The organism is Hymenobacter sp. NBH84 (assembly GCF_014217645.1).
GTDB lineage: Bacteria > Bacteroidota > Bacteroidia > Cytophagales > Hymenobacteraceae > Hymenobacter > Hymenobacter profundi.
Map to the genome: position 1 here is coordinate 2052065 of NZ_CP043644.1, position 23097 is coordinate 2075161.

A 23097-nucleotide genomic window follows, 5' to 3' on the forward strand; every position below is an offset into this window, starting at 1 on the left:
TCCAACAGTATGACCATGAATCGCATATTTCGCTATAGTTTTTTGCTGGGCCTTGGACTGAGCTTTGCCGCTTGCCAGGACCTAGACCTACCCCCTACCGACCGCCCCACCGACGCCACGTTCTGGACGCAGCCCAGCGACGCAGCCAACGTGCTCAACTCTTGCTACGCCGGCCTCTACCCGAGCGAGTACTTCTTCTTCAACGAAGCCCTCTCCGACAACGCGTATAACAAGAGCGATGTAGACGGCTCCAACGTGCGCAACGTGGCCGAGGGCGCTTACGGCACTAACCAGGCGCGCATCACCAACGAGTGGGGCTACCACTACGGCGGCATTCGCGCCTGCAACCGCCTGCTGACGAACATCGACAAGATTACGTCGCTCGACGCAGGCCTGAAGGCCCGCTACATTGCGGAGGCGCAGGCCATCCGGGCGTTCCACTATTTTCAGTTGATGACCTGGTACGGCGCCGTGCCCCTCATCACCACCGAGCTGAGCGTGTCTGAGGCCAACAGCGTGACCCGCACGCCCCGCCCCGAGGTACTGGATTTTGTGCTGAAAGAGCTGGATGCCGCCGCCGCCGTTCTACCCGTGAACACGGCTTATGGAGCCGAGGACAAAGGCCGCTTCACGAAGGGCGGCGCTATGGCCCTGAAAGCCCGCGTCCTGCTGTATGAAGGCGACCGTTGGGCCGATGTAGTGGCCATCACGACGCAGCTGATGAGCGGCTCGATGGGTACCTACACGTTGTTCCCGAGCTACATGGGCATATTTGCGCCGAGCAATGAGAACAACAACGAGGACATGCTGGATTTGCAGTATGCCTTCCCCACGCGCACGCACTCGGTACAGCGGCAATTTATTCCGCGTACTGAGGGCAAGCTGGTGACGTCTATTGCCCCTACCCAGGAGCTAGTGAATAGCTACCTGATGGCCAACGGCAAGACCATCAACGAAGCCGGCTCGGGCTACAACGAGGCCACGCCCTACCAGGGCCGCGACCCGCGCTTCATGGCTACGCTGGTGTATGACGGCTACACGTGGCGTCGTCCCGATAACTCGACCATCGTTATCCGCACTTTCCCCGGTACCGGCGACAACTCTATAGACCGCCAGGACGCCAGCCCGACTGGCTACTACTCCTCGAAATACTTCGACCCCACGTCTGACGCCAACCTGAACTCGGGCCTGAACCTGATCCTGATTCGCTACGCCGACGTGCTGCTGATGCACGCGGAGGCGAAGAACGAGCTGGGTCAGTTCACGGCTGCCGACTGGGACAACACCATCGGGGCGCTGCGGCGCCGGGCGGGCTTCACCGATGCCGCGGCCCTCACCTTCCCCGGCGGCGACAAAGCTAGCTTGCAAGCTACCATCCGCCGTGAGCGGCGCGTGGAACTGGCGATGGAAGGCCTGCGCATCTTCGACCTCCGCCGCTGGCGCACGGCCGAAACCGTACTCAACGGCTTCGCCCACGGCATCAAAGCCGGCGACCCGAACGTGGACAACGGCTATATCCGCGTAGACCAGCGCACCTTCGATCCGGCCCGCCACTACCTCTGGCCCATTCCTCAGCGCGAGCGGGACATCAACGGCAACCTGGAGCAAAACCCAGGCTGGTAGGCCCAAATGACGAAGTGATTAGGATAGAACATCATGCTGCTCTATTTAGGACGTTATTCCGAGCAGCATGACGTTCTTATCAAGAAATAAACAACGAACAATCAACAACTACTCATAATGAAAACCCATCCCATACTGCTTCTTTTCTTCCTTTTCCTGACCGGCATCCTCTCGGCCTGCAACGACGACGATAACGCGCTGGACGAGACCATTACGCCGGTATCGAACTTGATTTCGCCCGTGAACAACGCCTTCATACGCCTCGACCCGCCTTCCAACGCGGCCGTGACGTTTGAGTGGGGCCAGGCTCGCGCCGCCGACGGCACGGTGGTGCTCTACGAGTTGGTGTTTGACAAGGAAGGCGGCGACTTCTCGAAGCCCGTGTACAGCATTGCGTCGGGCACCAATGGTCTGGACACCAGACTGGTGCTCAGCCACGGCGACCTGAACCGCATTGCCGACATTGCCGGTATCAAGTCGCAGCAGCAGGGCAAGCTGATCTGGACGGTGAATGCCTCGAAAGGCCTGAACGTGCAGAAAGGCACCGAGACGCGGACGATGACGCTGGAGCGGCCCGCGGGCTTCTCTGCCCTACCCCCGGCGCTCTACCTTACGGGCTCGGGCACGGAGGCTGGCGCCAACATGAGCCAGGCCATCCAGTTCAAGAGCATCTCGGCTGGTGTGTTTGAGCTGTATTCCCGCCTGAGCGCCGGCGACGTGAAGCTGATTGACCAAACCAGCGGCACACCCACTACCTACGCCATCGACGGCAACAAGCTAGTAGAAGGCGACCAGGGCACCAGCCCCACCACCACGCCTAAAGTGTACCGTATCCGTCTGGATTTCAACAACGCCGCCGCTACCCTTACCGAAATCGAGTCGGTAGGTCTGTGGTTTGCACCCCAAAGCAAGATCCTGGTAGAGTTGCCCTACGTGGGTAAAGGTGTGTGGAAAGTGGAGAATACGCCCATCGAGTTCTTCCAGGAAAGCTGGGGCCGGGATGAGCGCTACAAATTCCGGTTCACAGAGAAAAACGCGGCCGGCGCTACCACCCAACAGTTCTACGGCAGCACCAACTCCGACAACCAGCGCGCCACCGCTAGCACACCAGCTGCTTATTATTACCTGATACCTGTAACGGCCGCGTCGTACGACTACACCTACAAGTTCCAGACGGAGGCCGACATGAAGAGCGTGGACGTGACCGTGCGCATGCAGCCCGACGGCCCCTACACGCACCAGATTACCGTGCGCTAATGCGGATGTTGAGCGAGTAGACGGTGCGAGGTGCGACAAGCGGCATAGCTGATAGACCTTCTCGCCATCTGCTCGCTCAAAATTCACTTCTCCTAAGCAACTGAACGATATGATCTTGACTTCTTGGCATTCCCGCCTGGGTAGCTGCGCCCTGCTGGGCCTGTTACTGACCGCCTGTAAAGACCCCGTAGACGATTACGTGGCCCCACCCACTGCCCCGCCCGTGGTGGCCACAGCCAACTGGTCGGCCCGCGCCGACTCGGCGCAGGCCGCGTTGCAGCAGAACTTCTACGTCGCCAACGACAACTACTATCGGCAAAACAACGCCGGCCAAAACAATTTCAACTACTGGTGGCAAGCGCACGGCCTCGATATACTGATCGACGGCTTTCAGCGCACCAGCAGCGCCGACTACCTTACCCGTATGCGGCAGTTGATACAGGGGGCGAAAGCCAAAAACGGCAACACCTACCTCAACGAGTTCTACGACGACATGGAGTGGCATGCGCTGGCCTGCCTGCGCGCCTACGAGGTGACCAGGGAAGCGGAGTACAAAAACATTGCTACTCTGCTCTGGAACGACATTAAGCTGGGCTGGAACGAGCAGCAGGGCGGTGGCATTGCGTGGAAAAAAACGCAGCGCAGCTACAAAAACACGCCCGCCAACGCTCCCGCCGCCATTCTGGCCGCCCGTCTCTACATGCTCGACCGCAACCCCGATGACCTGGAGTGGGCTAAAAAGATTTATGCCTGGCAGAAAGCCACCCTGGTAGATCCTGCCAATGGGGAAGTGTGGGACGGGGTCAACCGGGAGAACAACAACCAGATTGACAAGAACTGGCTTTTCACCTACAATCAGGGCACCTTTATAGGAGCGGGCGTGGCGCTGTACCGCGCCACCCAGCAAACCTCCTACCTCGATGATGCCAACCGCACGGCCGCCTACGTGCTCAACAACACCCAGCTCTCGCCGGGTGGTATTATGAAGGATGAAGGTGGCGGCGACGGTGGCTTGTTCAAAGGTGTTTTGGTGCGCTACCTAACCATTTTGGCTACTGAGCCGGCCGTGAGTGCCACCAACCGGGCCAACTACGTGTCCTTTCTGAAGTTCAACGGCGAAAGCCTCTATTCCAAAGGCACGCGCCGGCCGCAATATATCTTCAACACTAACTGGACTACCCTACCCGGTACCACCGTGGACGGCTCTACTGAAATGAGCGGCGTGATGATGCTGGAAGCGCTGGCCGATTTGCAGTCCCGCAACGTGCTGTAAAGGAGTTTGTCTCCTTAATTGTAAAACTCTTAACCCTGACAGGATTTCAAGCCCCTGTCAGGGTTATTATTACCCCCAAACTCATGCTGAAACGACCTAGCTATTGCCTTCTTCTTTCTGCGCTGGCCGTCTTCTCCTGCACCAAAACCACCCCGCCCGCCGGCACTGCCAACGGCGGACGTAGTGAGAAGTTGGGCAGCCATCTGCAATACGCCAACCCCTTTATGGGGACGGGGCCGCTGAACGACCCCAAAGACATGGGCTACACCACGCCCCCAGACTGGCGCGGCGCGTGGGCCGGGTTGGTGTTTCCGGGCAGTTCCCTACCCAATGCCATGGTGCAGCTGAGCCCCATCACGGAGTTTCATACCGGCGCGGGCTACGACTACGAGGACTCGGTGATTGTGGCATTTGCGCACACCAACAAAGGCCACTGGAACCTGTGCCACCTACCGGTGCTACCCGTAACGGGGGGCGCCAATGCAAAGGGCGATTATTCCTCGCGCTTCGACAAGAAAACCGAATCGGCCTCGCCGGGCTACTACGGCGTAATGCTGCAGGACTACGGCGTGCAGGTGGAGCTGACTTCTACCCTACGGGCCGGGTTTCACCGGTACCGGTTTGCGCAGAAGGACAACCGCAGCATCGTGTTCAAGCTGGCGCAGTCCAACGAGCGGGTAACCAATTGGGCGATGGAAAAGGTAGGCGACGCGGCCGTGCAGGGTTTTCAGGAAACCGGTCGGCAAACGGTGTTTTTCTACGGAATGCTCAGCGAGAATATCCAAAACCTGGATGTGCGCGGACCGGGCACAAAGGATGGCCTGGCCGTGCTACACTTGCCCGATGGCGGCAAAAAACCGGTGGAGCTGCGCGTCGGCATCTCGTTCGTGAGCATCGAGAATGCCAAGCAAAACCTGGCGCAAGAAATCGGTAGCCGCTCGTTTGAGCAGGTGCGCCGCGCTGCCGCCGACACTTGGGAAACCATGCTGGCGCGGGTAGACGTGAAGGGCGGTACGCCCAAGCAGAAGGAAATGTTCTACAGCTGCCTGTACCGCTCCTTCCTGTGGCCGGCCCTGCGCAGCGACCTGAACGGCGAGTACCGCGACACGAAAGGCAACGTGGTGAAAGCCGACTTCAACTACTACACCGAGCCGTCGTTGTGGGACACCTACCGCAACAAGGACGTGCTGATGAGCATGCTCGCGCCCGAGGCCAGTACGGATGTCATTAAGTCGTTGCACGACGTGGGCAAGAAGACCGGCTTCATTCCTACCTTCTTCCACGGCGACCATGGCGCGGCCTTTATCGCGGGCGCCTACCAGCGCGGCCTCACCAATTTTGATGTGCAGGACGTGTACCGCCTACTTCTGCGCAACGCCAATGTGGAAGGCGGCACGCGCCCCCACATCAAGGAATACATCGAGAAAGGCTACATCGCTACCGAAGAAGCGCCTAACCCCCAGGTGGAAACCAAGGGCAAAGCCGGCGTGTCGAAAACGTTGGAATACGCTTTCGACGACTACGCCGTGGCGCAGTTGGCAAAAATTCTGAAAGACACTGCCAACTACCGCACCCTCATGGCGCGCTCGAAGAATTACCGCAACGTCTTCGACTCCGGCACCAATTTCATGCGCGGCCGCTTGGCCAACGGGCAGTGGGTGAAGAACTTCAACCCAGAGTATCCCTACTACGAGTACATGTACCGCGAGGCCAACGCCTGGCAGGTGTCGTTTTTCGCCCCCCACGATATGCCGGGTTTGGTGAAGCTATACGGCGGCCCACAGGCTTTCGAGGCCAAACTGGATTCGCTGTTTACGGTGCCTTGGAACCCGAGCTATATTGCTCGCAACGTATCGGGCTTCATTGGGCAGTACTGCCACGGCAACCAGCCCGACCACGAAACGCCTTTCTCTTATTACTTTATCGACAAACCCGAGAAGTCGCAACGCCGCCTCGACGAGATTATGGAACGCTTCTACGGCATGGGCAAAAACCAGCTGGGCTACTCCGGCATGGACGACGCCGGCGAGATGTCGGCCTGGTACGTGTTCAGCTCCACGGGCCTCTACCCCTTCTCGGCGGCCGATGCGCGCTACATCGTGAGCGTGCCGGTATTCGAGGAGGTGCAGTGGCACATGCCCGGCGGTAAAACCTTGACGGTGAAGCACACCGGCACGGGCCGCAACCTGCGCAGCATTCAGGTGAACGGGACCGCCAACCAAGGGTATTTTGTACCTTATGCGCTATTCCGCGACGGCGGCGAAGTAGCGGTTATTACACAATAATCAACTATAGTTAAAGCTAGACTAGGCTAGAATTCCCCTCCTTAAAAAAGGAAGGGAGTTAGTCTAGCTTTCTAACTGTAGCTTCCATCTGTCCCGCACCTTACCCTAACCATCTTTCAACCCTACTATGCGCAAACTTCCCTTGTTCGGCTTTGCTCTATTGCTAAGTCAAACCCTACCTATCCACCACTTACTGGCGCAAACTAAGCCAACCTCAGTTCTTAGTCCTGACAAGAAGCTTCAGGTAGAACTATTCTTGACGCAAGGTCAGCTGCAATACCGTGTAGTGTACAAGGGCAAAGCAGTCGTTGAGCCCTCGACGCTTGGCTTGCAGGTAGATCAGCAGAAAATCGGCGAAGGCCGTGCGTTCGGTGCTGTAAAGCGCACGTCGGTTAACGAAACCTACCCGTGGCGCGGCGTACACAGCAAAGCCGTGAACCAGTACAACCAGGCTATTGTGCCGGTGCAGGGAAGCGGTAATACGTCCGGGTTTCAAGTGGAAACGCGCGTGTTCAACGATGGTGTGGCGCTGCGTTACGTGGTCAACAAAACCGGCGCCAGTACTACCACGGCCGATGATACCCGCTTCACCCTACCTGCGGGTAGCATCGTGTGGAGCCAGCCCGATATCGGCAACTACGAAGGTAAGTATCAAAAGCAGCGCATCGAAGACGTACCGGCTGGCCAGAAAGCCGGGCCACCGCTCACGGTGCAGCTACCCAACAAGCAGGGTTATGTGGCCATTACCGAGGGTGGCCTAACCGACTTTGCGGGCATGTCGCTAGTGGCGGAGGGGCAGCGCGTGTTCAAGGCCCATCTGACCGGCGACACGAAGAAAACCGGCTCCGTCGAAACGCCCTGGCGCATCATCGAGGTAGGGTCCGACCTGAACACGCTGGTGAACTGCGACATTGTGCACAACGTGTCGCCCAAACCCGATCCGAAACTGTTTCCGCAGGGGCTGGCTACTAGCTGGATTAAACCGGGCAAGAGCGTGTGGTCGTGGCTGGCCGGCAACGGCGGCGTGACGTTCGAGAACATGAAGCGTTTTTCGCAGTGGGCCGGGCAGCTAGGCATTCAATATAACTTGGTAGATGAAGGCTGGTCGCGCTGGAACGATGGCGGCAAAGACCCGTGGGCGTTGCTGCAAGAGTTGGTGACGTATTCTGACGCCCAAAAGGTAAAGGTGTGGGTATGGAAAGCCTACCCCGACCACGACGGCACCCCCGGCCTGAAAGATCCTACTGCCCGCAAAGCCTTCTTTAAGCGCTGCAAGGACACAGGCGTAGTAGGACTAAAAATCGACTTCTTCGACACTGAGTCGCAGGAGATTATCGACTTTTACCAGGCTGCTCTACACGATGCCGCCGAATTACAGCTGATGCTGGACTTTCACGGCGCCAATAAGCCCACTGGCGAGTCGCGCACCTGGCCCAATGAGCTGTCGCGCGAGGGTGTTCGGGGCCTGGAAAACGCAACCGTGTGGCCGGCCCATAATGCTACCCTACCCTTCACACGCTACCTGGCCGGCCACGGCGACTACACTCCCCTCACTTTCCGCGACATTGGCAAAGGCACTACGTTCGCCCACCAAATGGCTTCGCTGGCCACGTTCACCTCGCCCTTTCTGTGCGTAGCCGCCAACCCCGAAGACATGCTGGCCAGCAAAGCCAAAGACCTGATTGTGAACATGCCCACCGTGTGGGACGAAACGATTGTGTTGCCAGCCAGTGAAATAGGTACTCTCTCCCTGTTGGCGCGCCGCAGCGGCACCACTTGGTACCTTGCCGCCCTGAACGGCGAAAAAGCCCAGTCCGTCGCTGTTGATCTGGGTTTTCTTGGCACGGGCAGCTACCAGGCCGCTACATTAGCCGATGAAGCCGGTAACCCAAAGGCAGATGCTATCCAAAAGAGCAGCGTCAGCAAGAAAAGTAAGCTGACGCTCAAGCTAGTGGAGGGCGGCGGCTACCTTGGTCGGTTTACCAAGGAGTAGCCCGGCTGCTACCGGTATCAGTTAAAAAGCAGTGCCCCTCCTTGAGAAAGGAGGGGCACTGCTTTTTAATCTAACTTTATTACGAGCTACTTCGTCAGCCACCCGTTCATATCCAACCAGTTACGTAGCCGCTCCGCCCAATCGTCCTTTGTTGTGCGGTTATAGAAGCCGTAGCCGTGGCCACCTTTGGGGTAGAGGTGCATTTCTACGGGCACCTTGTGGTGCAGGCAGGCTTGGTAGAACAGCAGGCTATTTTGCACCGGTACTACCCCGTCGTCCTCGGAGTGTACTAGGAAGGTAGGCGGCGTTTGGGCCGATACCTGCAACTCGTTGGAATACAGCTTTATTTGCTCAGTCGAAGCATTTTTACCCACCAGATTATCCCGTGAGCCGCCATGCGTTAGGCTATCGGCAAACGTGATAACGGGGTAGGCCAGAATCAGAAAATCGGGGCGCACGGAGGTAGGGCCAGGCTTGTTTCCTACTGGCTTCGCGAAGTGCGTACCGGCTGTGCTAGCCAGGTGCCCACCAGCCGAGAAACCCGCTACCCCAATGCGGTTGGGGTTGATGTTGAACTTGGCAGCCTGCTCACGCACCATCCGAATGGCCTGCTGCACATCCAGCAACGGCGCAATGCTTCTGTCAGGTTGGGTACGGTCGTCGGGCAGGCGGTATTTCAGCACAAACACCGTGATACCCATGGCGTTCAGTTTCTCGGCTACCTGGTAGCCCTCGTTCACCATCGACAAGATACCGTAGCCACCGCCAGGGCATACCACCACGGCGGTGCCGTTGGCTTTGTCGGCCGGCGCAGGGTAGACCAGCAGCTTGGGCTGTACCACCTGCCGCACAAACTCGCCGCCGTCGGGGCGCTTCTCGGCGGTTTCGGTGACGCTTTTATTGGGCTTGGAGTTGGGAATAGTGCCGGTATAGAGCGGTAGGATTTGCTGCTGGGCAGCGAGCGGCGCAGCGGAAGCCGCGAGGAAGAACGTAGCGAGGAGGAATTTTTTCATGGTGTGAGGGTTGACGGAGTAGCGTACCTTTAAGTTGCCGTTTGCTGCACCAAGTATATGCCTTCTACCCGATCTACTGCTACTTTTCCCGAAAATACCACCGCGCCACCCACTGCGCGGCCCCTGCCCTTCCTCGCCCAGGCCGCCCGCGACCTGCTGGCGCGCTACCCCGGCGGGGAGTTGTCGGATGTGGTGGTGGTAGTGCCCACGCGCCGGGCGGTGGTGTATTTGAAGAACGAACTGTCTCTGGCCGCCGAGGTAGGCCAGGCCGTGTGGAGCCCGCGCATCGCGGCCATGGAAGACTATATGGTAGAGCTGGCGGGCGTGCAGGTAGAGGAACCCATTGCCCTGCAACTCTTGCTGTTCGACATCCTGCGCGACATCGACGCCCGCCTGGATTTCGACCAGTTCGTGGGGTGGTCGGGGTTGCTGGTGCAGGACTTTTCCAACCTCGATCAGAACCTGGCCAACCCGAAAAAAGTCTTTGAATACCTCACCCAGGCCAAAGCCCTGGAGCGCTGGGATTTGTCGCTCACGCCCGCCGAGGACAGCACCACGGCTGCCTACTTCCGTTTTTGGGATGATCTGGAGAAGGTGTACTGGCGCCTGCGCCGGCGCATGGAACACGACCACCTTGCCTACCCCGGCTTGGCCTACCGCCTGGCTGCCCGCCGCGTGAAGAACCGTTTGGAAGCCGGCGAAGCGCTACCTCAGCATGTATTCCTAGGACTTGGCACCTTATCGAAGTCCGAAGAAAAACTGATTCAGCGTCTGCGCAAAGCCGGTCGGGCCGAGGTGCTGTTTGATGGCGACGCATTTTACCTGGAAACCGACTCGCCCAACCGCGCCGGCCAGCACTTGCGCCGCTACCGCAAGCTGTGGGATTTGCCAGCCGAAGCCTTTGGCGGCGTACCCGGCCACGGGCTACCGGAGCTGCTGCGCGGCCTACCCCGCCAGGTGCAGTTTGTGGGCGTGGCTAATTCCTCCATGCAAGGCAAGGTAGCCGGGCAGCTGCTGGCCGAATCGCGCCGCCTCGACCCCAAGGCCAAGGTAGCCGTGGTGCTGCCCGACGAAACCCTGCTCCTACCCGTGCTTCACGGCTTGCCCCTCGATGCCGTGCCCGAGTACAACGTGACCATGGGCCTGAGCTTCCAGAGCACCCCCCTGTTCAACCTAGTCGATTTGCTGTTTGAGGTGCACCTCACCGGCATCCGGGAGGGCTCGCAGGAAACGGGCTACGGCGTGCCGCGCTACCATCATTTGGCCGTGCAAAAGCTGCTCACGCACCCGTTTCTGCGGCGCTATCAGCACTGGCTCGATCAGCAGCCCGAGCAGCCCCACCACCTGCTCGACCAGATTTGCCAGCAGATTGTCAAGCGCCAGGCCGTGCTGCTACCCGCCACCGAGCTACTGGAAATGGGCCAGCAACACCCGCTCATTGAGGCGCTGTTTGCCACCTGGGACACCTGCGACGACATCATTGCCGCCTGCTACACACTCATCGACCTACTCAAGAAGGCCTACCAGGATCAGCACTCGGCCATTGAGGCGGAGTATCTGTACCTGTTTTTTACGCTGGTGAAGCGGCTCGATTCGGTGTTCGACTGCCGGGAGCAGCGGCTGTCGGTGCGCTCGTTCCGGCGCTTCCTCTACGAGCAGATGGCCCGCACTCGTCTACCCTTCTCCGGCGAGCCCATTGCCGACGTACAGGTAATGGGTCTGCTGGAAACCAGGGCCTTGGACTTCGACCATATCATCATTCTGAGCTGTAACGAGCGGGTGCTGCCGGCCCCCAAAAATCACGCGTCGCTGTTTCCCTACGACGTGCTCACGCAGTTCAACATGCCTACTTACGCCGACCACGAAGCGGCCACCGCCTACCAGTTCTGGCGCCTCTTGCAGCGCGCCCGCCGCGTAGACCTACTGCACGTGCTACCCGGCGCCGACGGCAGCCGCACCGGCGAGCGAAGCCGCTTTCTATTGCAGATAGAGAACGACTTACGTCTGCAAAACTCCCGAATGGAGCTGCGCGATGTGACGGTGGAAACGGCACCTTCTTCCCTACCCTCGCCAGCAAAAGAAATACCCATAGGCACTGAAATAGTAGAAACGGCCCTTGGCGACCTCACCCTTGCTAAAGACCCCGAAATGCTGACCGCTCTACGCGGCGCGTTGGAGCGCGGCTTGTCGCCCTCAGCGCTCAACCAGTTCGTGGGCTGCTCGTTGCAGTTTTATTTCTCCCGCATTGCGCGGTTTCAGGAGGCCGAGGAGGTAGAGGAAACGCTGGGAGCCGATGGGTTTGGAACGGCGGTGCACGCGGCGCTGGAAAAGCTGTTGCAGCCTTTTGCACAGGGGCAGCGCCTGCTCACGGCCGAGGATATTCCAGGGCTCATCAAACAGGCCGATAAAGAGGTGGCCCGCGCCCTGCGCCGCGAGGAAAAAGAGCGCCACGCCCGCGCCGACGAAGGCCTAAACTACGTGCTGGGCCAGGTAGCCGTACAGCTAGTGCGGCGTTACTTCGAGAGCCTACTCACGCAGCCAGGCGCCCTACCCTTGCAGATTCATGGGTTGGAGCAGCAGCTGTTTGCCACGGTATTCGTGCCTATGCCCGACGGCGAAAAGCTGCCAGTGCGCCTCATCGGCTACGCCGACCGCCTCGACCGCCTACCCAATGGCAGCCTGCGAGTGGTAGACTACAAAACCGGTATGGTGCAGGGCTTCGAACTGAAGCTGCAAAAAGCCAAAGAGCCTGCCTCTGCGGCCGTAGAACGCTTACTGATGGAGGCTAGCTCGGGCGCGGAGAAGGTGCGTCAGCTCTGGCTCTACCGCTTTATGTTAGAAGCCGAGGGCCAGCCGGCCGCCGACGCGGCCATCCTCTCCATGCGCAATCTACCTGGCGGCCTGCTCACGGCCGATATGTCGTTTCTGACGGAGGACGGCCAGTCGTTTCGCCAGGCCAGCGAGGAGCTGCTGGGGCAACTGGTGCACCGCATTCTCGACCCGCTAGAGCCTATCCGCAAAACCGACGACCTAGATAGGTGCCAGTATTGCGCCTACCGGGGCATTTGCGCGCGGTAGCTAGAATGACCGTTCTCGGTATTCTACTTTATCTAGGAAACTGTTTCAGTTGCTTGTTGAACGGTGTAGAGACGCATACTTGCGTCTCGTCGTTGAACGGTTCCGCACGCACGACACAAGCGACGAGACGCAAGTATGCGTCTCTACACCGTTTCGGTGACTCTTTCAGTTAATTTAAATAGCTTCTACTTCAATAAAAACTCCTACCCCATGAAAGACCAATTCATGCAAGCCGCCATCGATGAGGCCCGCGCTGGCCGGAAAGAAGGCGGTATTCCGATTGGCTCCGCGCTGCGCCGCGGCGACGAACTAGTGGCCAGCGGCCACAACAAGCGTGTGCAGGAGGGCAACCCCATCCTGCACGGCGAGATGGACTGCCTCAACAATGCCGGCCGCCAGCGCACCTACCGCGACACGGTGCTCTACACCACTCTCATGCCCTGCTACATGTGCGCCGGCACCATCGTGCAGTTCAAGATTCCGAAGGTAGTGGTAGGCGAAGCGCAGACCTTCGGCGAGTCGCTGGAGTTTTTGCAGTCGCACGGCGTGGAGGTGGAAATCCTCAACCTGCCCGAGTGCGTGGAGATGATGCAGGAGTTCATCGAAGCCGAGCCTACCCTCTGGAATGAGGATATTATGGAGGAGTAAGTGGTGAGGTGGTGAGTTTGTGAATAGAAAATACGGCTGTCATCCTGAGCTTGCGAAGGACCTTATCACGGTAGAACGACAAGCGTACCAACGACTCGTTCAACTGGCAGAAGGTCCTTCGCTCCGCTCAGGATGACAGACGCTTTTATTCACTCACCACCTCACAACTGCCACACCATGCCCAAACCAGGCGCGTTGTATTGCCAAGTAGGCGAAAAGCTCATGCCTTTAGGCAGGATGGGCTTGCGGCCCCAGCGGTTGCGGTGCGTGAGGTAGCCCACGTGCGCCGATAAGATGCCAATGCCGGCTCCCGCCACCACATCGCTCTGCCAGTGCTTGCTATTAATCATGCGTAGCGCGGCCACGCTGGTGGCAATGGTATAGGCGCCAATGCCATACCATTGGCTTTTGTGCCGAAACTCATTGTGCACGATACTGGCCGCCAAAAACGCCTGCGCTGTATGCCCCGAGGGGAAAGACAGCATATCGGAATTATCAGGCCGGCGAATTTTAGTGAGGTTTTTCAGCGCAAACACACTGCTGAGCATGATGGCCTCGCTCTTAAGAATTACCAAGCCGATGTTCAGGTTATCGTCGCGCGACTCGACGCCGGCCAGCAGCACGGCGCCCAGCTCCAGGTAGGGTGCCACAAGCAAGATATCGTCGGCGCGGGTGCGGAAGGTAGGGAACAGCTTGTGAATGTCGCGGTTGGCTTGGTAGCTACTATAGAAGCCGTTGCCGTTGATGGTAGTGGCGCCGTAGGTAATCAGAATGGCCGGAATGATGCTTGCCCGCACCAGCTTGCCCTTGTACCACGGCGGCCGCGCGGCTGGCGGGGTTGGAATGCCATTGGGGTTTTCGTAGGGGCGGGTGATAGTATCAGCGGGCGTAATGGGCGCCGGCGTAACCTGGCCTAGGGTAGGCGTAACAACAGAAAGCCACAGAGCAAAGCCGACCAGACCGCGGGAGAGAAAAGTGCGCATGCGTAAAGAGTAGAATCAGAAATATGTGCGGTTATCGTCCACTGCATTACCCGTGCAGCACCACCTTAAACGGTGTTTTTAAGGAAAGTCTGCTTAGATACGCCCACTTATTACCAAATTGTTACGCGTTATTTCACTTAAGCAGCAAATACTCTGGGCATTAGCCGATTGCATTTTTTGATTTTTGTTGCAAAAACCTTTTCTAGTGCTGCTGCTGTATCTGACGGGCGGTGTACGCAGTTGGGTATGCACTAGCGCTTTAAGTATTTATACCTGAAAATCAATTATTTATACATACCTTCACCCATGACACAAGCCTATTTAAGTGCCCTGGGTTTTGAACCTCTGGACAACCATTCCCGCACCACGCAACGGAGCCCCAACGACGATTCTTGGCGCTGCATGCACACCCACGCTGCGCAGGATGGCACCCACGTCTACCTCGAGCACCCTTACTTGATTAACCGTTGCCGCCTCAGCCTGTCGGCAGCTCCTTTGGATCAGGCCAACGTATTGGCCGACCTAAGCCTGGACGATAAGCCGGGTCTGGAAGCTGCTCTGGCAGCATATTTTGCACTCCACGGCGGGGTAGGCCCCCTTATTAAGCCCCTTTCATCTACTCCCTTGCGCCCCTACCGCCGTCGGCTGTAGACTGCGTATCCGACACTGGCGCTAAACGATTTGGGGTAGTAGCTGGTTAGGAAAGAGGATGAATGGCAGCGTTACCAGCGTGGCCGGTTAGCAACTAACGGCCGGTTTTCGTAGGTTTGACGCTCCCACGAATTCTTTTTTCATTGCCTCTATATTTTGCCCTATGGCCGACCAAACCCTAACCAAGCTGCGCGCTGGTGTGCTCCACGGCGACGAAGTACAGTCGTTGTTCCAATACGCCAAGGATAATGCCTTCGCCCTACCCGCCGTCAACGTGACGGGTAGCAACACTGTGAACGGCGTGCTGGAAGCCGCCCACGAAGTGAATTCGCCCGTTATCGTGCAGTTCTCAAACGGTGGCGCGCAGTTCTTCGCTGGCAAGTACGTGTCTAACTCCGATCAGCGTGCCAGCATTGCCGGTGCCATTTCGGGTGCCCAGCACGTGCACCAAATGGCTGCCCTCTACGATGTGCCTGTGATTCTGCACACCGACCACGCCGCTAAGAAACTCCTACCCTGGATCGACGGCCTATTGGCTGCCGGCGAAAAGCATTTCCAGACGCACGGCCAGCCACTCTACAGCTCGCACATGCTGGACTTGTCGGAGGAGCCCATCGAGGAGAACATCGAAATCTGCAAGCGCTACCTGGAGCGCATGGATAAGCTGGGCATGACCCTGGAAATTGAGTTGGGCGTAACCGGCGGCGAAGAAGACGGCGTGGATAACTCTGACGTGGACTCGTCCAAGCTCTACACCCAGCCTTCGGAAGTGGCCTACGCTTACGAGGAGCTGAGCAAGGTAAGCCCCCGCTTTACCATTGCGGCGGCGTTCGGCAACGTGCACGGCGTATACAAGCCCGGCAACGTGAAGCTGCAACCCATCATCCTGAAAAACTCGCAGGATTACGTGCAGGAGCACTTCAAAACCGGCCCGCAACCCATCAACTTTGTATTCCACGGCGGTTCGGGTTCTTCGCGCGAGGAAATCCGCGAGGCCATCAGCTACGGCGCTGTGAAGATGAACCTCGACACCGACCTGCAATGGGCGTTCTGGCAGGGCATCCGCGACTACTATGTGAAGAACGAAGACTTCCTACAAGGCCAGATCGGTAACTCCACCGGTCCCGACTCGCCCAACAAGAAGTACTACGACCCACGCGTGTGGCTGCGCTCCGCCGAAACCACCTTCGTAGAGCGTCTTAAGCACGCGTTTGAGGATTTGAACGCCATCAACCGCCGCCCCTAGTTTCTAGGTTTCGGTTTTTATCTGACTGCCCGGTTGTCCTGCTTATTGAAGCACAGGCAGCCGGGCAGTTGACGTTTATGTTGATGCACGGCGTAGAGACACAAATTGTTGCATCTCTACTTCGCGCCAACTTTAACGAATGTTTGTTAGTTGAAGTATCTTTAGGCCACTGCGCAAGCAGCACTGGTTCTATGTAGTTATCATCTCCGCCTCGTTGCATGAGCAAACGCACGAACTCCGCCAAGCGCCAGCTGATTCTGGACGAGGCAGCCAAGTTATTCAAGCTGAAGGGCTTTGGCGGCACCTCTATGCGCGATTTGGCAGCGCAGGTAGGCATGGAGGCCGCCAGTATGTACAACCACATCAAGTCTAAAGACGAGATTCTGGAGCTGATCTGCTTTCACGTTTCCGATACCTACATCCGACAGCTCACGGAGGTAGAGCAGATGGCAGCCACGTACGTGGAGAAAATCCGGGCGCTGATTGGCCGTCATATTCAGCTGATGATTGAGGACGGCGCGGCCGTGTCCGTCGGCAACAACGATTGGAAATACCTCACCGGCGACACGCTGGAAGCCTTCAAAACGGCCCGCAAACGCTACGAGAAAGGCTTTGCCGCGCTCATCGAGCAGGGCATAGCCGCCGGCGAGCTGCAACCCGTCAACGTGTCGGTGGCGCTGTTCACCATTCTATCAGCAGTGCGCTGGGTGGAGTTGTGGTACCGCCCCGGCCGCGATGTGACACCCGAAGAGCTGGAGGAAAACATCATGACGATTCTGCTGAATGGATTGGCTAGATGAATCGTGAGTCCGCCTACTATGCATTGTCATCCTGAGCTTGCGAAGGACCTTATGCCAGTAGAATGACCAGCATAACATCGACTTGTTCACGCGTGATAAGGTCCTTCGCAAGCTCAGGATGACAAACTAAAAACTAAGGAAAATGCCCCGCTTCCATACCCTTAAAATCAAGCACATCACTCGCGAGACGCCTGACTGCGTGGCCCTCACGCTGGACGTGCCCGCCGAGCTACGGGCAACGTTCCAGTACCGCCCGGGACAATATCTCACGTTTCGGCGGGAGGTAGGCGGCGAGGAAATTCGGCGCTCCTACTCACTGTGCAGCAGCCCCTTAGACGAGGAGTGGCGCGTAGCAGTGAAGAAAGTACCCGGCGGGCGGTTCTCGCAGCTAGCCGTGGAAGAACTGCGGGCCGGCGACGCGGTGGAGGTGATGCCCCCGGCCGGCAGCTTTGGGCCGGCTACCCTACTTGCTACCCAAACCCGGCACTACGTGGCGTTTGCCGCGGGCAGCGGCATTACGCCCATCCTAAGCATCATCAAAACGGTGCTGCTCACGGAGCCCCAAAGCCGCGTGACGCTGGTGTACGGCAACCGGGGCCGCAACAGTATTATCTTCAAGGAAGCTATTGAGGCGCTGAAGAATACGTTCTTACAGCGCCTGCGTGTCTACCACGTCCTCAGCCGCGAACAGGGCGATACAGACCTATTCTTTGGCCACCTCGATCAGGCAAAAGTACAGCAGTTCCTGACCACACTCATTCCGCCTAGCCTCATCGACCAGTGCTTTATCTGCGGCCCCGAGCAGATGATTCAAGACGTGCGCGCTGCCTTGTCGGAGGCTGGCGTGGCGCCCGAGAAGGTGCATTTTGAGCTATTCGGGACCAGTACACCTAGGCCTACCACTGCTGCCCCTACCCCACCGCCCGGCCACGACGACCAGCAGAGCCATGTAACGGTGCAGCTCGACGGCCACACGCACGTGCTGCCAATGTCGTACTACGGCAATACCATCCTGGACGAGCTGCTGGCTACCGGCGTAGATGCGCCCTACTCCTGCAAAAACGGCATGTGCAGCACCTGCCGCGCCCGCATCACAACCGGCCAGGTAGAAATGGACGTAAACTACTCACTATCTGACATCGAAGTGGCAAAAGGCTACGTGCTCACGTGCCAGGCCCGACCGGTTTCGGCAGAGGTCCAGGTGGATTTTGACCAGTAAGTGATATGCTCTGTCATTCCGAGCGGAGCGAGGAATCTGAATTTGATATGAGAGGAAACCCTAATGGCTGACTCAGATTCCTCGCTCCGCTCAGAATGACAGAGCATTTAAATTCCCTACCTTTAACTAACAAATGTTAGTTAACCATTGTTAGAAAACTATGGAAACGCTAGAACTCACCCAGGAAGAACAGTTTCAAGCCCGTATCGACGCCGATGAGCGCATTGAGCCGAAGGATTGGATGCCCGATGCTTACCGTAAAACCTTGATTCGGCAGATTTCTCAACACGCTCATTCTGAGTTGGTAGGCATGCTGCCGGAGGGTAACTGGATTACGCGGGCGCCTTCCCTGAAACGCAAGGCCATTTTGCTGGCGAAGGTACAGGACGAAGCCGGCCACGGCCTCTACCTCTACTCGGCTGCCGAAACCCTGGGCGCCTCCCGCGACCAGATGCTGGCCGACCTGCACTCGGGTAAGGCCAAGTATTCCAGCATTTTCAACTACCCTACCCTCAGCTGGGCCGATATTGGCTGCGTGGGTTGGCTGGTAGATGGCGCCGCCATTCTGAACCAGGTGCCGCTGTGCCGCACTTCCTACGGCCCCTACGCCCGCGCCATGGTGCGCGTTTGCAAAGAGGAGAGCTTTCACCAGCGTCAGGGCTTCGAGATTATGCAGACCTTGTGTGAGGGTGCGCCCGAGCAAAAAGCTATGGCCCAAGAAGCTTTCAACCGTTGGTGGTGGCCTACCCTGATGATGTTCGGGCCGAAAGACGCGGAGTCGCCTAACACCGAGCGCTCGATGCAGTGGCGTATCAAGCGCTTCACCAACGACGAGCTGCGCCAGAAATTCGTGGATATGATGGTGCCTCAGGCCGAGTTTCTGGGTCTTATGGTTCCCGACAAGGACTTGCACTGGAACGAAGACAAAAAGGCCTACGATTTCGGCGAAGTAGATTGGGACGAGTTCTGGCAGGTGGTGAAGGGCAACGGTCTCTGTAACCACGACCGGCTGCAAGCCCGTGTGCAGGCCCACGAAGACGGCGCCTGGGTGCGCGAAGCCGCCCTGGCACATGCCAAGAAAAGAACGGAGAAAGCTATTAGTTGATGGCTGTTAGCTACTAGCTCTATCTTGGTTTGTACACGTGGCTAACAGTTAATAGCCATCAGCTAACAGCTTAATAAAATGACACAATCTGAATGGCCCCTGTGGGAAGTCTTTATCCGCAGCAAGCAGGGCCTCGACCACAAACACGTGGGTAGCCTGCACGCCGCCGACGCCGCTATGGCCATGCAAAACGCTCGCGACGTGTACACGCGCCGCCTCGAAGGCGTGAGTATCTGGGTGGTAGAGTCGCGTCACATCCACGCTTCTAACCCCGATGATGCGGCTGCCTTTTTCGATCCGGCGGCGGATAAAGTGTATCGGCACCCTACCTTCTTCGAGGTCCCGGACTCCATCAAACATATGTAAATCTGTAGGTTATGCAATCTGCTTCAACTACCACCCAACCCCTACCCACGTACCCGCCCGAAGTGCACGCGGCCTTGCTGACCTACCTGGTGCAGCTGGCCGATACGAGCCTGGTGCTAGGCCACCGCTTGTCGGAGTGGTGCGGGCACGGGCCGGTGTTGGAACAGGACTTGGCTCTGGCTAACATTGCGCTAGACTTGCTGGGCGAAACCCGCAGCCTCTATCAGTACGCCGCCGAACTGGAGGGCCAAGGCCGCACCGAGGACGACCTCGCGTTTCTGCGCCCAGCTACCGAATACCGCAACCCCCTGCTAGTGGAGCAGCCCAACGGCGACTTCGCCGCTACCATTGTGCGGCAGTTCCTCTTCGACAACTTCCACTACCATGTGTTGCAACAGCTTCAGCGCTACCCCGATGAGCGGCTGGCTGCCATCGCCGAAAAATCGGTGAAGGAGGCTGCGTATCATTTGAAGTGGAGTTCGGAATGGGTGATTCGGCTGGGCGATGGCACGGAGGAAAGCCGTCAGCGCATTGAAAAAGCCCTGCGCACCCTCTGGCGCTACGCCGACGAGTTGACCACCCCTACCCCCGCCGAGCACACCCTGCAAACCGCCGGCCTCCTCCCCGACTACGCATCCCTACTGCCAGCCATGCAGGCGCACACGGCCCACGTATTCGCGGAGGCCACCCTACCCCTGCCCGAGGGCGTAGTGATGCAGCAGGGCGGCAAACTGGGCCGCCATTCCGAGCACCTAGGCTACTTACTGGCTGAATTGCAGTACATGCAACGCGCCTACCCCGGCATGACCTGGTAGTATTTTTAGCTGCTAGCTATTGGCTGTTAGCTGATAGCTTCTCTTAACTCACCTAATCGTGCATAAACTAACAGCCACAACGCCGCAACAGCTAGCAGCTAACAGCCAACCGCTAACAGCCAAAAAGCTATGGCAGTTGCTGGAAGAGGTATCGGACCCCGAGGTGCCGGTGCTCAGCATCCTCGATTTGGGTATTGTGCGCGATGTAGTGGTTGAGGATGAGCACGCAACCATCACCATTACGCCTACCTACTCGGGCTGCCCGGCCATGAATGCCATTGCCACCGACATTCGGCTGCGGCTGCTGGCTGAGGGGTTTTCTAATGTGACGATTCATACCCAGCTGCGCCCCGCCTGGACCACAGATTGGATGAGCGCCGCCGGTCGTCAGAAGCTGGAGGACTACGGCATTGCGCCGCCCGTAGACGGCACCGCCACGGGCCATATGCTCAACCTATTCGGGGCCGATACGGCCGTGCGCTGCCCGCTCTGCAAGTCCGATAACACGCATCTAGTCAGCCAGTTTGGCTCCACGGCTTGCAAAGCCCTCTACCAGTGCAACGACTGCCGCGAGCCGTTCGATTACTTCAAATGCCACGCGTAGACTTTCCCCTTACTTTTCTTTATGAGTGATTCCCTCCATTTCTCCCTCAATGCCGGCGTAGCCACGCTGCGCCTCAACCGCCCCGATGTGTTCAACAGCATCAACAAGCCGCTGGCGTTGGCCTTGCAGGACCAGTTGCAAGCGTGCCAGCAAGACGAAAGCGTGCGCGCCGTGGTGCTCACGGGCACCGGCCGGGCGTTTTGTGCCGGGCAGGACTTGGCGGAAATCACCGGGCCAGACCGCCCCGAGGTGTCGGAGATTGTGGAGCGACACTACAACCCCATTGTGGAGCTGATTCGCAATTTGGAGAAGCCGGTGGTGGCCGCCGTGAACGGCGTGGCAGCCGGCGCGGGCGCCAACCTGGCCCTAGCCTGTGATGTGGTAGTAGCCAAAGAATCGGCTTCGTTTATTCAGGCTTTTAGCAAGATAGGCTTGATACCAGACAGCGGCGGCACGTATTTCCTATCCCGCCTGGTGGGTCAGCAGCGCGCCTCAGCCCTCATGATGCTCGGCGACAAGGTAGGCGCTGCCGAGGCCGTGCAGATGGGCATGATCTACAAAGCCTTTGCCGATGATGCCTTCGACGAGGAGGTAACGAAGCTCACCCAGAAACTGGCGGCCCTACCTACCCGCGCCCTCGCTTACACCAAGCAACTGCTGAACCTCAGCTCCACCAACGACCTCACCCAACAGCTCCGCGCCGAGGCTGACTATCAACTCCGCGCCGGCCACACCGCCGATTATCAGGAGGGCGTAGCCGCCTTCATGGAAAAGCGTCAGCCGGTGTTTAAGGGACAGTAAAAGCCATTAAAACGTCATTCGACCAGCGGGAGAAATCTCGCGTGTCACAGTAACCTTCGTTGTCAGAAATTACTAGCAAACGAGATTTCTCCCGCTGGTCGGAATGACTACGTACTGTATTATACTATACAACCATGACCATTGGCATTATCGGCAGCGGCGCGATGGGCGCGGGTATTGCGCAAGTAGCAGCCACCGCCGGACACCCCGTCTGGCTGCTCGACCAAAACCAGACGGCGCTACAACAGGCCGCCCAACGCATTCGGCAGAGCCTGGATAAGCTAGCCGAGAAAGGCAAGCTGACAGTGGAAGACGCCGCCGCGGCCTTCACCCGTATCCAGTTCACCGAAAAGCAGGCGAATTTTGCGGATTGCGGCTTGGTGCTGGAAGCCATTGTGGAAGACTTGACCGCAAAACAGCAGGTTTTCCAGGAGATAGAGAGCGTAGTGAGTGTCGACTGCTTATTGGCTACAAATACGTCTTCCCTATCCATTACCTCCATTGCTGCCGCTTGCCAACATCCAGAGCGGTTTGTGGGCATTCATTTCTTCAACCCGGCCCCGCTGATGCAGCTAGTGGAAGTGGTGCCGGCCGTGCAAACCCGCTCTGGCCTGGCCGACGAGGTGCGCGCCTTGGTGCAGAGCTGGGGCAAGCGCCCCGTGCTGGTGCAGGACACGCCAGGCTTCATCGTGAACCGCGTGGCACGCCCGTTTTACGGCGAGGCCATCCGGCTGCTGGAAGAAGGTGTGGCCGACGCGGCTACCATCGACTGGGCCATGACCGAGCTAGGCGGCTTCCGCATGGGGCCGTTTGCGCTGACGGACTTCATCGGGCACGACGTGAACTACCGCGTGACAGAATCCGTCTGGACGGCCTTTTTCTACGACCCACGCTACCGACCTTCGCTCACGCAAAAACGGCTGCTGGAAGCCGGCTACTACGGCCGTAAATCGGGCCGCGGTTTCTACGACTATGCACCCGGTGCCCCTACCCCCTCGCCTACCCGAGACGAAGCCCTGGGCCAAGCCATTCTTCACCGCATACTGGCCATGCTCATCAACGAGGCCGCTGATGCCCTGCACCTGCGCGTAGCCACCGCCCCCGACTTGGAAGTAGCCATGACCACCGGTGTCAACTACCCACAAGGCCTGCTGGCCTGGGCCGATGCGCTGGGCCTGCCGCGCGTCCTGCACATCCTCGACGACCTCTACCACGAGTACCACGAGGAACGCTACCGTGCCAGTCCGCTCCTGCGCCGCATGGCGCAAGCCAGGCAAACGTTCTTTCCAACAGAAGCCGGGGCTACGCTGTAGCCAGCAGCCGGTTTTAGTTCTCGA

Annotated in this window: 19 protein-coding genes; 17 read left to right on the top strand and 2 right to left on the bottom strand. The window is 58.3% G+C overall.

Annotated features, from left to right (window positions below):
* Nucleotides 1-15 precede the first annotated feature (15 nt).
* From F1C16_RS08655 to F1C16_RS08675, 5 genes are all read left to right on the top strand, one after another.
* Nucleotides 16-1623: a RagB/SusD family nutrient uptake outer membrane protein gene (locus tag F1C16_RS08655; RefSeq protein ID WP_185283924.1), complete on the top strand. Its 1608-nt coding sequence runs from the start codon at nt 16-18 to the stop codon at nt 1621-1623.
* 117 nt (nt 1624-1740) lie between these two features.
* Nucleotides 1741-2880 (top strand): SusE domain-containing protein, encoded by a 1140-nt coding sequence (locus tag F1C16_RS08660; protein ID WP_185283925.1) that lies wholly within the window; start codon nt 1741-1743, stop codon nt 2878-2880.
* Between the two features lie 109 nt (nt 2881-2989).
* Entirely contained in the window at nt 2990-4153 is a 1164-nt protein-coding gene (locus tag F1C16_RS08665; RefSeq protein ID WP_185283926.1) for a glycoside hydrolase family 76 protein, read from the top strand.
* A gap of 83 nt (nt 4154-4236) precedes the next feature.
* Complete coding sequence (locus F1C16_RS08670) at nt 4237-6438, top strand: GH92 family glycosyl hydrolase (RefSeq protein WP_185283927.1); 2202 nt, start codon at nt 4237-4239, stop codon at nt 6436-6438.
* Nucleotides 6439-6565: 127 nt separating this feature from the next.
* On the top strand, nt 6566-8431 hold the full coding sequence (locus F1C16_RS08675; protein WP_185283928.1) for a glycoside hydrolase family 97 protein: 1866 nt from the start codon (nt 6566-6568) through the stop codon (nt 8429-8431).
* Nucleotides 8432-8517: 86 nt separating this feature from the next.
* Here F1C16_RS08675 and F1C16_RS08680 read toward each other — a convergent pair whose 3' ends face one another.
* Nucleotides 8518-9444 carry an alpha/beta hydrolase gene (locus F1C16_RS08680; protein ID WP_185283929.1) on the bottom strand — a complete coding sequence of 309 codons (927 nt, stop codon included), beginning with the start codon at nt 9442-9444 and terminating at the stop codon, nt 8518-8520.
* Nucleotides 9445-9501: 57 nt separating this feature from the next.
* On the opposite strand from F1C16_RS08680, the gene F1C16_RS08685 reads away from it, so the two are divergent.
* Both F1C16_RS08685 and F1C16_RS08690 read left to right on the top strand, forming a co-directional pair.
* Nucleotides 9502-12522 (top strand): PD-(D/E)XK nuclease family protein, encoded by a 3021-nt coding sequence (locus F1C16_RS08685; RefSeq protein ID WP_185283930.1) that lies wholly within the window; start codon nt 9502-9504, stop codon nt 12520-12522.
* A gap of 210 nt (nt 12523-12732) precedes the next feature.
* Entirely contained in the window at nt 12733-13170 is a 438-nt protein-coding gene (locus tag F1C16_RS08690; RefSeq protein ID WP_219733467.1) for a nucleoside deaminase, read from the top strand.
* A gap of 161 nt (nt 13171-13331) precedes the next feature.
* Here the strand turns inward: F1C16_RS08690 and F1C16_RS08695 are convergent, their stop codons facing one another.
* A complete protein-coding gene (locus F1C16_RS08695; protein WP_185283931.1) occupies nt 13332-14153 on the bottom strand; it encodes a phosphatase PAP2 family protein in 822 nt (273 codons plus the stop codon).
* 306 nt (nt 14154-14459) lie between these two features.
* Between F1C16_RS08695 and F1C16_RS08700 the strand changes: the two genes are divergently transcribed.
* The 10 genes from F1C16_RS08700 to F1C16_RS08745 all read left to right on the top strand — a co-directional run bounded on the left by F1C16_RS08700 (nt 14460) and on the right by F1C16_RS08745 (nt 23073).
* Nucleotides 14460-14804, top strand: a complete 345-nt coding sequence (locus F1C16_RS08700; RefSeq protein WP_185283932.1) for a hypothetical protein — start codon at nt 14460-14462, stop codon at nt 14802-14804.
* Between the two features lie 163 nt (nt 14805-14967).
* Nucleotides 14968-16050, top strand: a complete 1083-nt coding sequence (gene fbaA / locus F1C16_RS08705) for a class II fructose-bisphosphate aldolase (RefSeq protein WP_185283933.1) — start codon at nt 14968-14970, stop codon at nt 16048-16050.
* A 218-nt stretch (nt 16051-16268) separates the two neighbouring features.
* Complete coding sequence (locus F1C16_RS08710; RefSeq protein ID WP_185283934.1) at nt 16269-16850, top strand: TetR/AcrR family transcriptional regulator; 582 nt, start codon at nt 16269-16271, stop codon at nt 16848-16850.
* Nucleotides 16851-16992: 142 nt separating this feature from the next.
* The gene (gene paaE / locus F1C16_RS08715; RefSeq protein ID WP_185283935.1) at nt 16993-18069 is read left to right on the top strand and encodes a 1,2-phenylacetyl-CoA epoxidase subunit PaaE; all 1077 of its coding nucleotides are present in this window, start codon (nt 16993-16995) and stop codon (nt 18067-18069) included.
* 160 nt (nt 18070-18229) lie between these two features.
* Nucleotides 18230-19174 (top strand): 1,2-phenylacetyl-CoA epoxidase subunit PaaA, encoded by a 945-nt coding sequence (gene paaA, locus F1C16_RS08720; protein WP_185283936.1) that lies wholly within the window; start codon nt 18230-18232, stop codon nt 19172-19174.
* A 78-nt stretch (nt 19175-19252) separates the two neighbouring features.
* Nucleotides 19253-19540: a 1,2-phenylacetyl-CoA epoxidase subunit PaaB gene (gene paaB, locus F1C16_RS08725; protein ID WP_185283937.1), complete on the top strand. Its 288-nt coding sequence runs from the start codon at nt 19253-19255 to the stop codon at nt 19538-19540.
* Nucleotides 19541-19551: 11 nt separating this feature from the next.
* Nucleotides 19552-20355: a 1,2-phenylacetyl-CoA epoxidase subunit PaaC gene (gene paaC / locus F1C16_RS08730; RefSeq protein WP_185283938.1), complete on the top strand. Its 804-nt coding sequence runs from the start codon at nt 19552-19554 to the stop codon at nt 20353-20355.
* Nucleotides 20356-20413: 58 nt separating this feature from the next.
* Nucleotides 20414-20959, top strand: coding sequence for a 1,2-phenylacetyl-CoA epoxidase subunit PaaD (paaD, locus tag F1C16_RS08735; RefSeq protein ID WP_185283939.1), 546 nt, complete (start codon nt 20414-20416; stop codon nt 20957-20959).
* A 21-nt stretch (nt 20960-20980) separates the two neighbouring features.
* On the top strand, nt 20981-21760 hold the full coding sequence (locus tag F1C16_RS08740) for an enoyl-CoA hydratase-related protein (protein ID WP_185283940.1): 780 nt from the start codon (nt 20981-20983) through the stop codon (nt 21758-21760).
* Nucleotides 21761-21894: 134 nt separating this feature from the next.
* A complete protein-coding gene (locus F1C16_RS08745) occupies nt 21895-23073 on the top strand; it encodes a 3-hydroxyacyl-CoA dehydrogenase NAD-binding domain-containing protein (protein ID WP_185283941.1) in 1179 nt (392 codons plus the stop codon).
* Nucleotides 23074-23097: the final 24 nt, after the last annotated feature.

Bases quoted from the DNA above. Each gene is read 5' to 3' on its own strand.
- paaA (WP_185283936.1), top strand. From the start codon at position 18,230: ATGGAAACGCTAGAACTCACCCAGGAAGAACAGTTTCAAGCCCGTATC.
- F1C16_RS08660 (WP_185283925.1), top strand. From the start codon at position 1,741: ATGAAAACCCATCCCATACTGCTTCTTTTCTTCCTTTTCCTGACCGGC.
- paaE (WP_185283935.1), top strand. From the start codon at position 16,993: ATGCCCCGCTTCCATACCCTTAAAATCAAGCACATCACTCGCGAGACG.
- paaB (WP_185283937.1), top strand. From the start codon at position 19,253: ATGACACAATCTGAATGGCCCCTGTGGGAAGTCTTTATCCGCAGCAAG.
- F1C16_RS08655 (WP_185283924.1), top strand. From the start codon at position 16: ATGAATCGCATATTTCGCTATAGTTTTTTGCTGGGCCTTGGACTGAGC.
- F1C16_RS08670 (WP_185283927.1), top strand. From the start codon at position 4,237: ATGCTGAAACGACCTAGCTATTGCCTTCTTCTTTCTGCGCTGGCCGTC.
- F1C16_RS08710 (WP_185283934.1), top strand. From the start codon at position 16,269: ATGAGCAAACGCACGAACTCCGCCAAGCGCCAGCTGATTCTGGACGAG.
- fbaA (WP_185283933.1), top strand. From the start codon at position 14,968: ATGGCCGACCAAACCCTAACCAAGCTGCGCGCTGGTGTGCTCCACGGC.
- F1C16_RS08680 (WP_185283929.1), bottom strand. From the start codon at position 9,444: ATGAAAAAATTCCTCCTCGCTACGTTCTTCCTCGCGGCTTCCGCTGCG.
- paaC (WP_185283938.1), top strand. From the start codon at position 19,552: ATGCAATCTGCTTCAACTACCACCCAACCCCTACCCACGTACCCGCCC.
- F1C16_RS08745 (WP_185283941.1), top strand. From the start codon at position 21,895: ATGACCATTGGCATTATCGGCAGCGGCGCGATGGGCGCGGGTATTGCG.
- F1C16_RS08700 (WP_185283932.1), top strand. From the start codon at position 14,460: ATGACACAAGCCTATTTAAGTGCCCTGGGTTTTGAACCTCTGGACAAC.
- F1C16_RS08690 (WP_219733467.1), top strand. From the start codon at position 12,733: ATGAAAGACCAATTCATGCAAGCCGCCATCGATGAGGCCCGCGCTGGC.
- F1C16_RS08675 (WP_185283928.1), top strand. From the start codon at position 6,566: ATGCGCAAACTTCCCTTGTTCGGCTTTGCTCTATTGCTAAGTCAAACC.
- F1C16_RS08685 (WP_185283930.1), top strand. From the start codon at position 9,502: ATGCCTTCTACCCGATCTACTGCTACTTTTCCCGAAAATACCACCGCG.
- F1C16_RS08665 (WP_185283926.1), top strand. From the start codon at position 2,990: ATGATCTTGACTTCTTGGCATTCCCGCCTGGGTAGCTGCGCCCTGCTG.
- F1C16_RS08695 (WP_185283931.1), bottom strand. From the start codon at position 14,153: ATGCGCACTTTTCTCTCCCGCGGTCTGGTCGGCTTTGCTCTGTGGCTT.
- F1C16_RS08740 (WP_185283940.1), top strand. From the start codon at position 20,981: ATGAGTGATTCCCTCCATTTCTCCCTCAATGCCGGCGTAGCCACGCTG.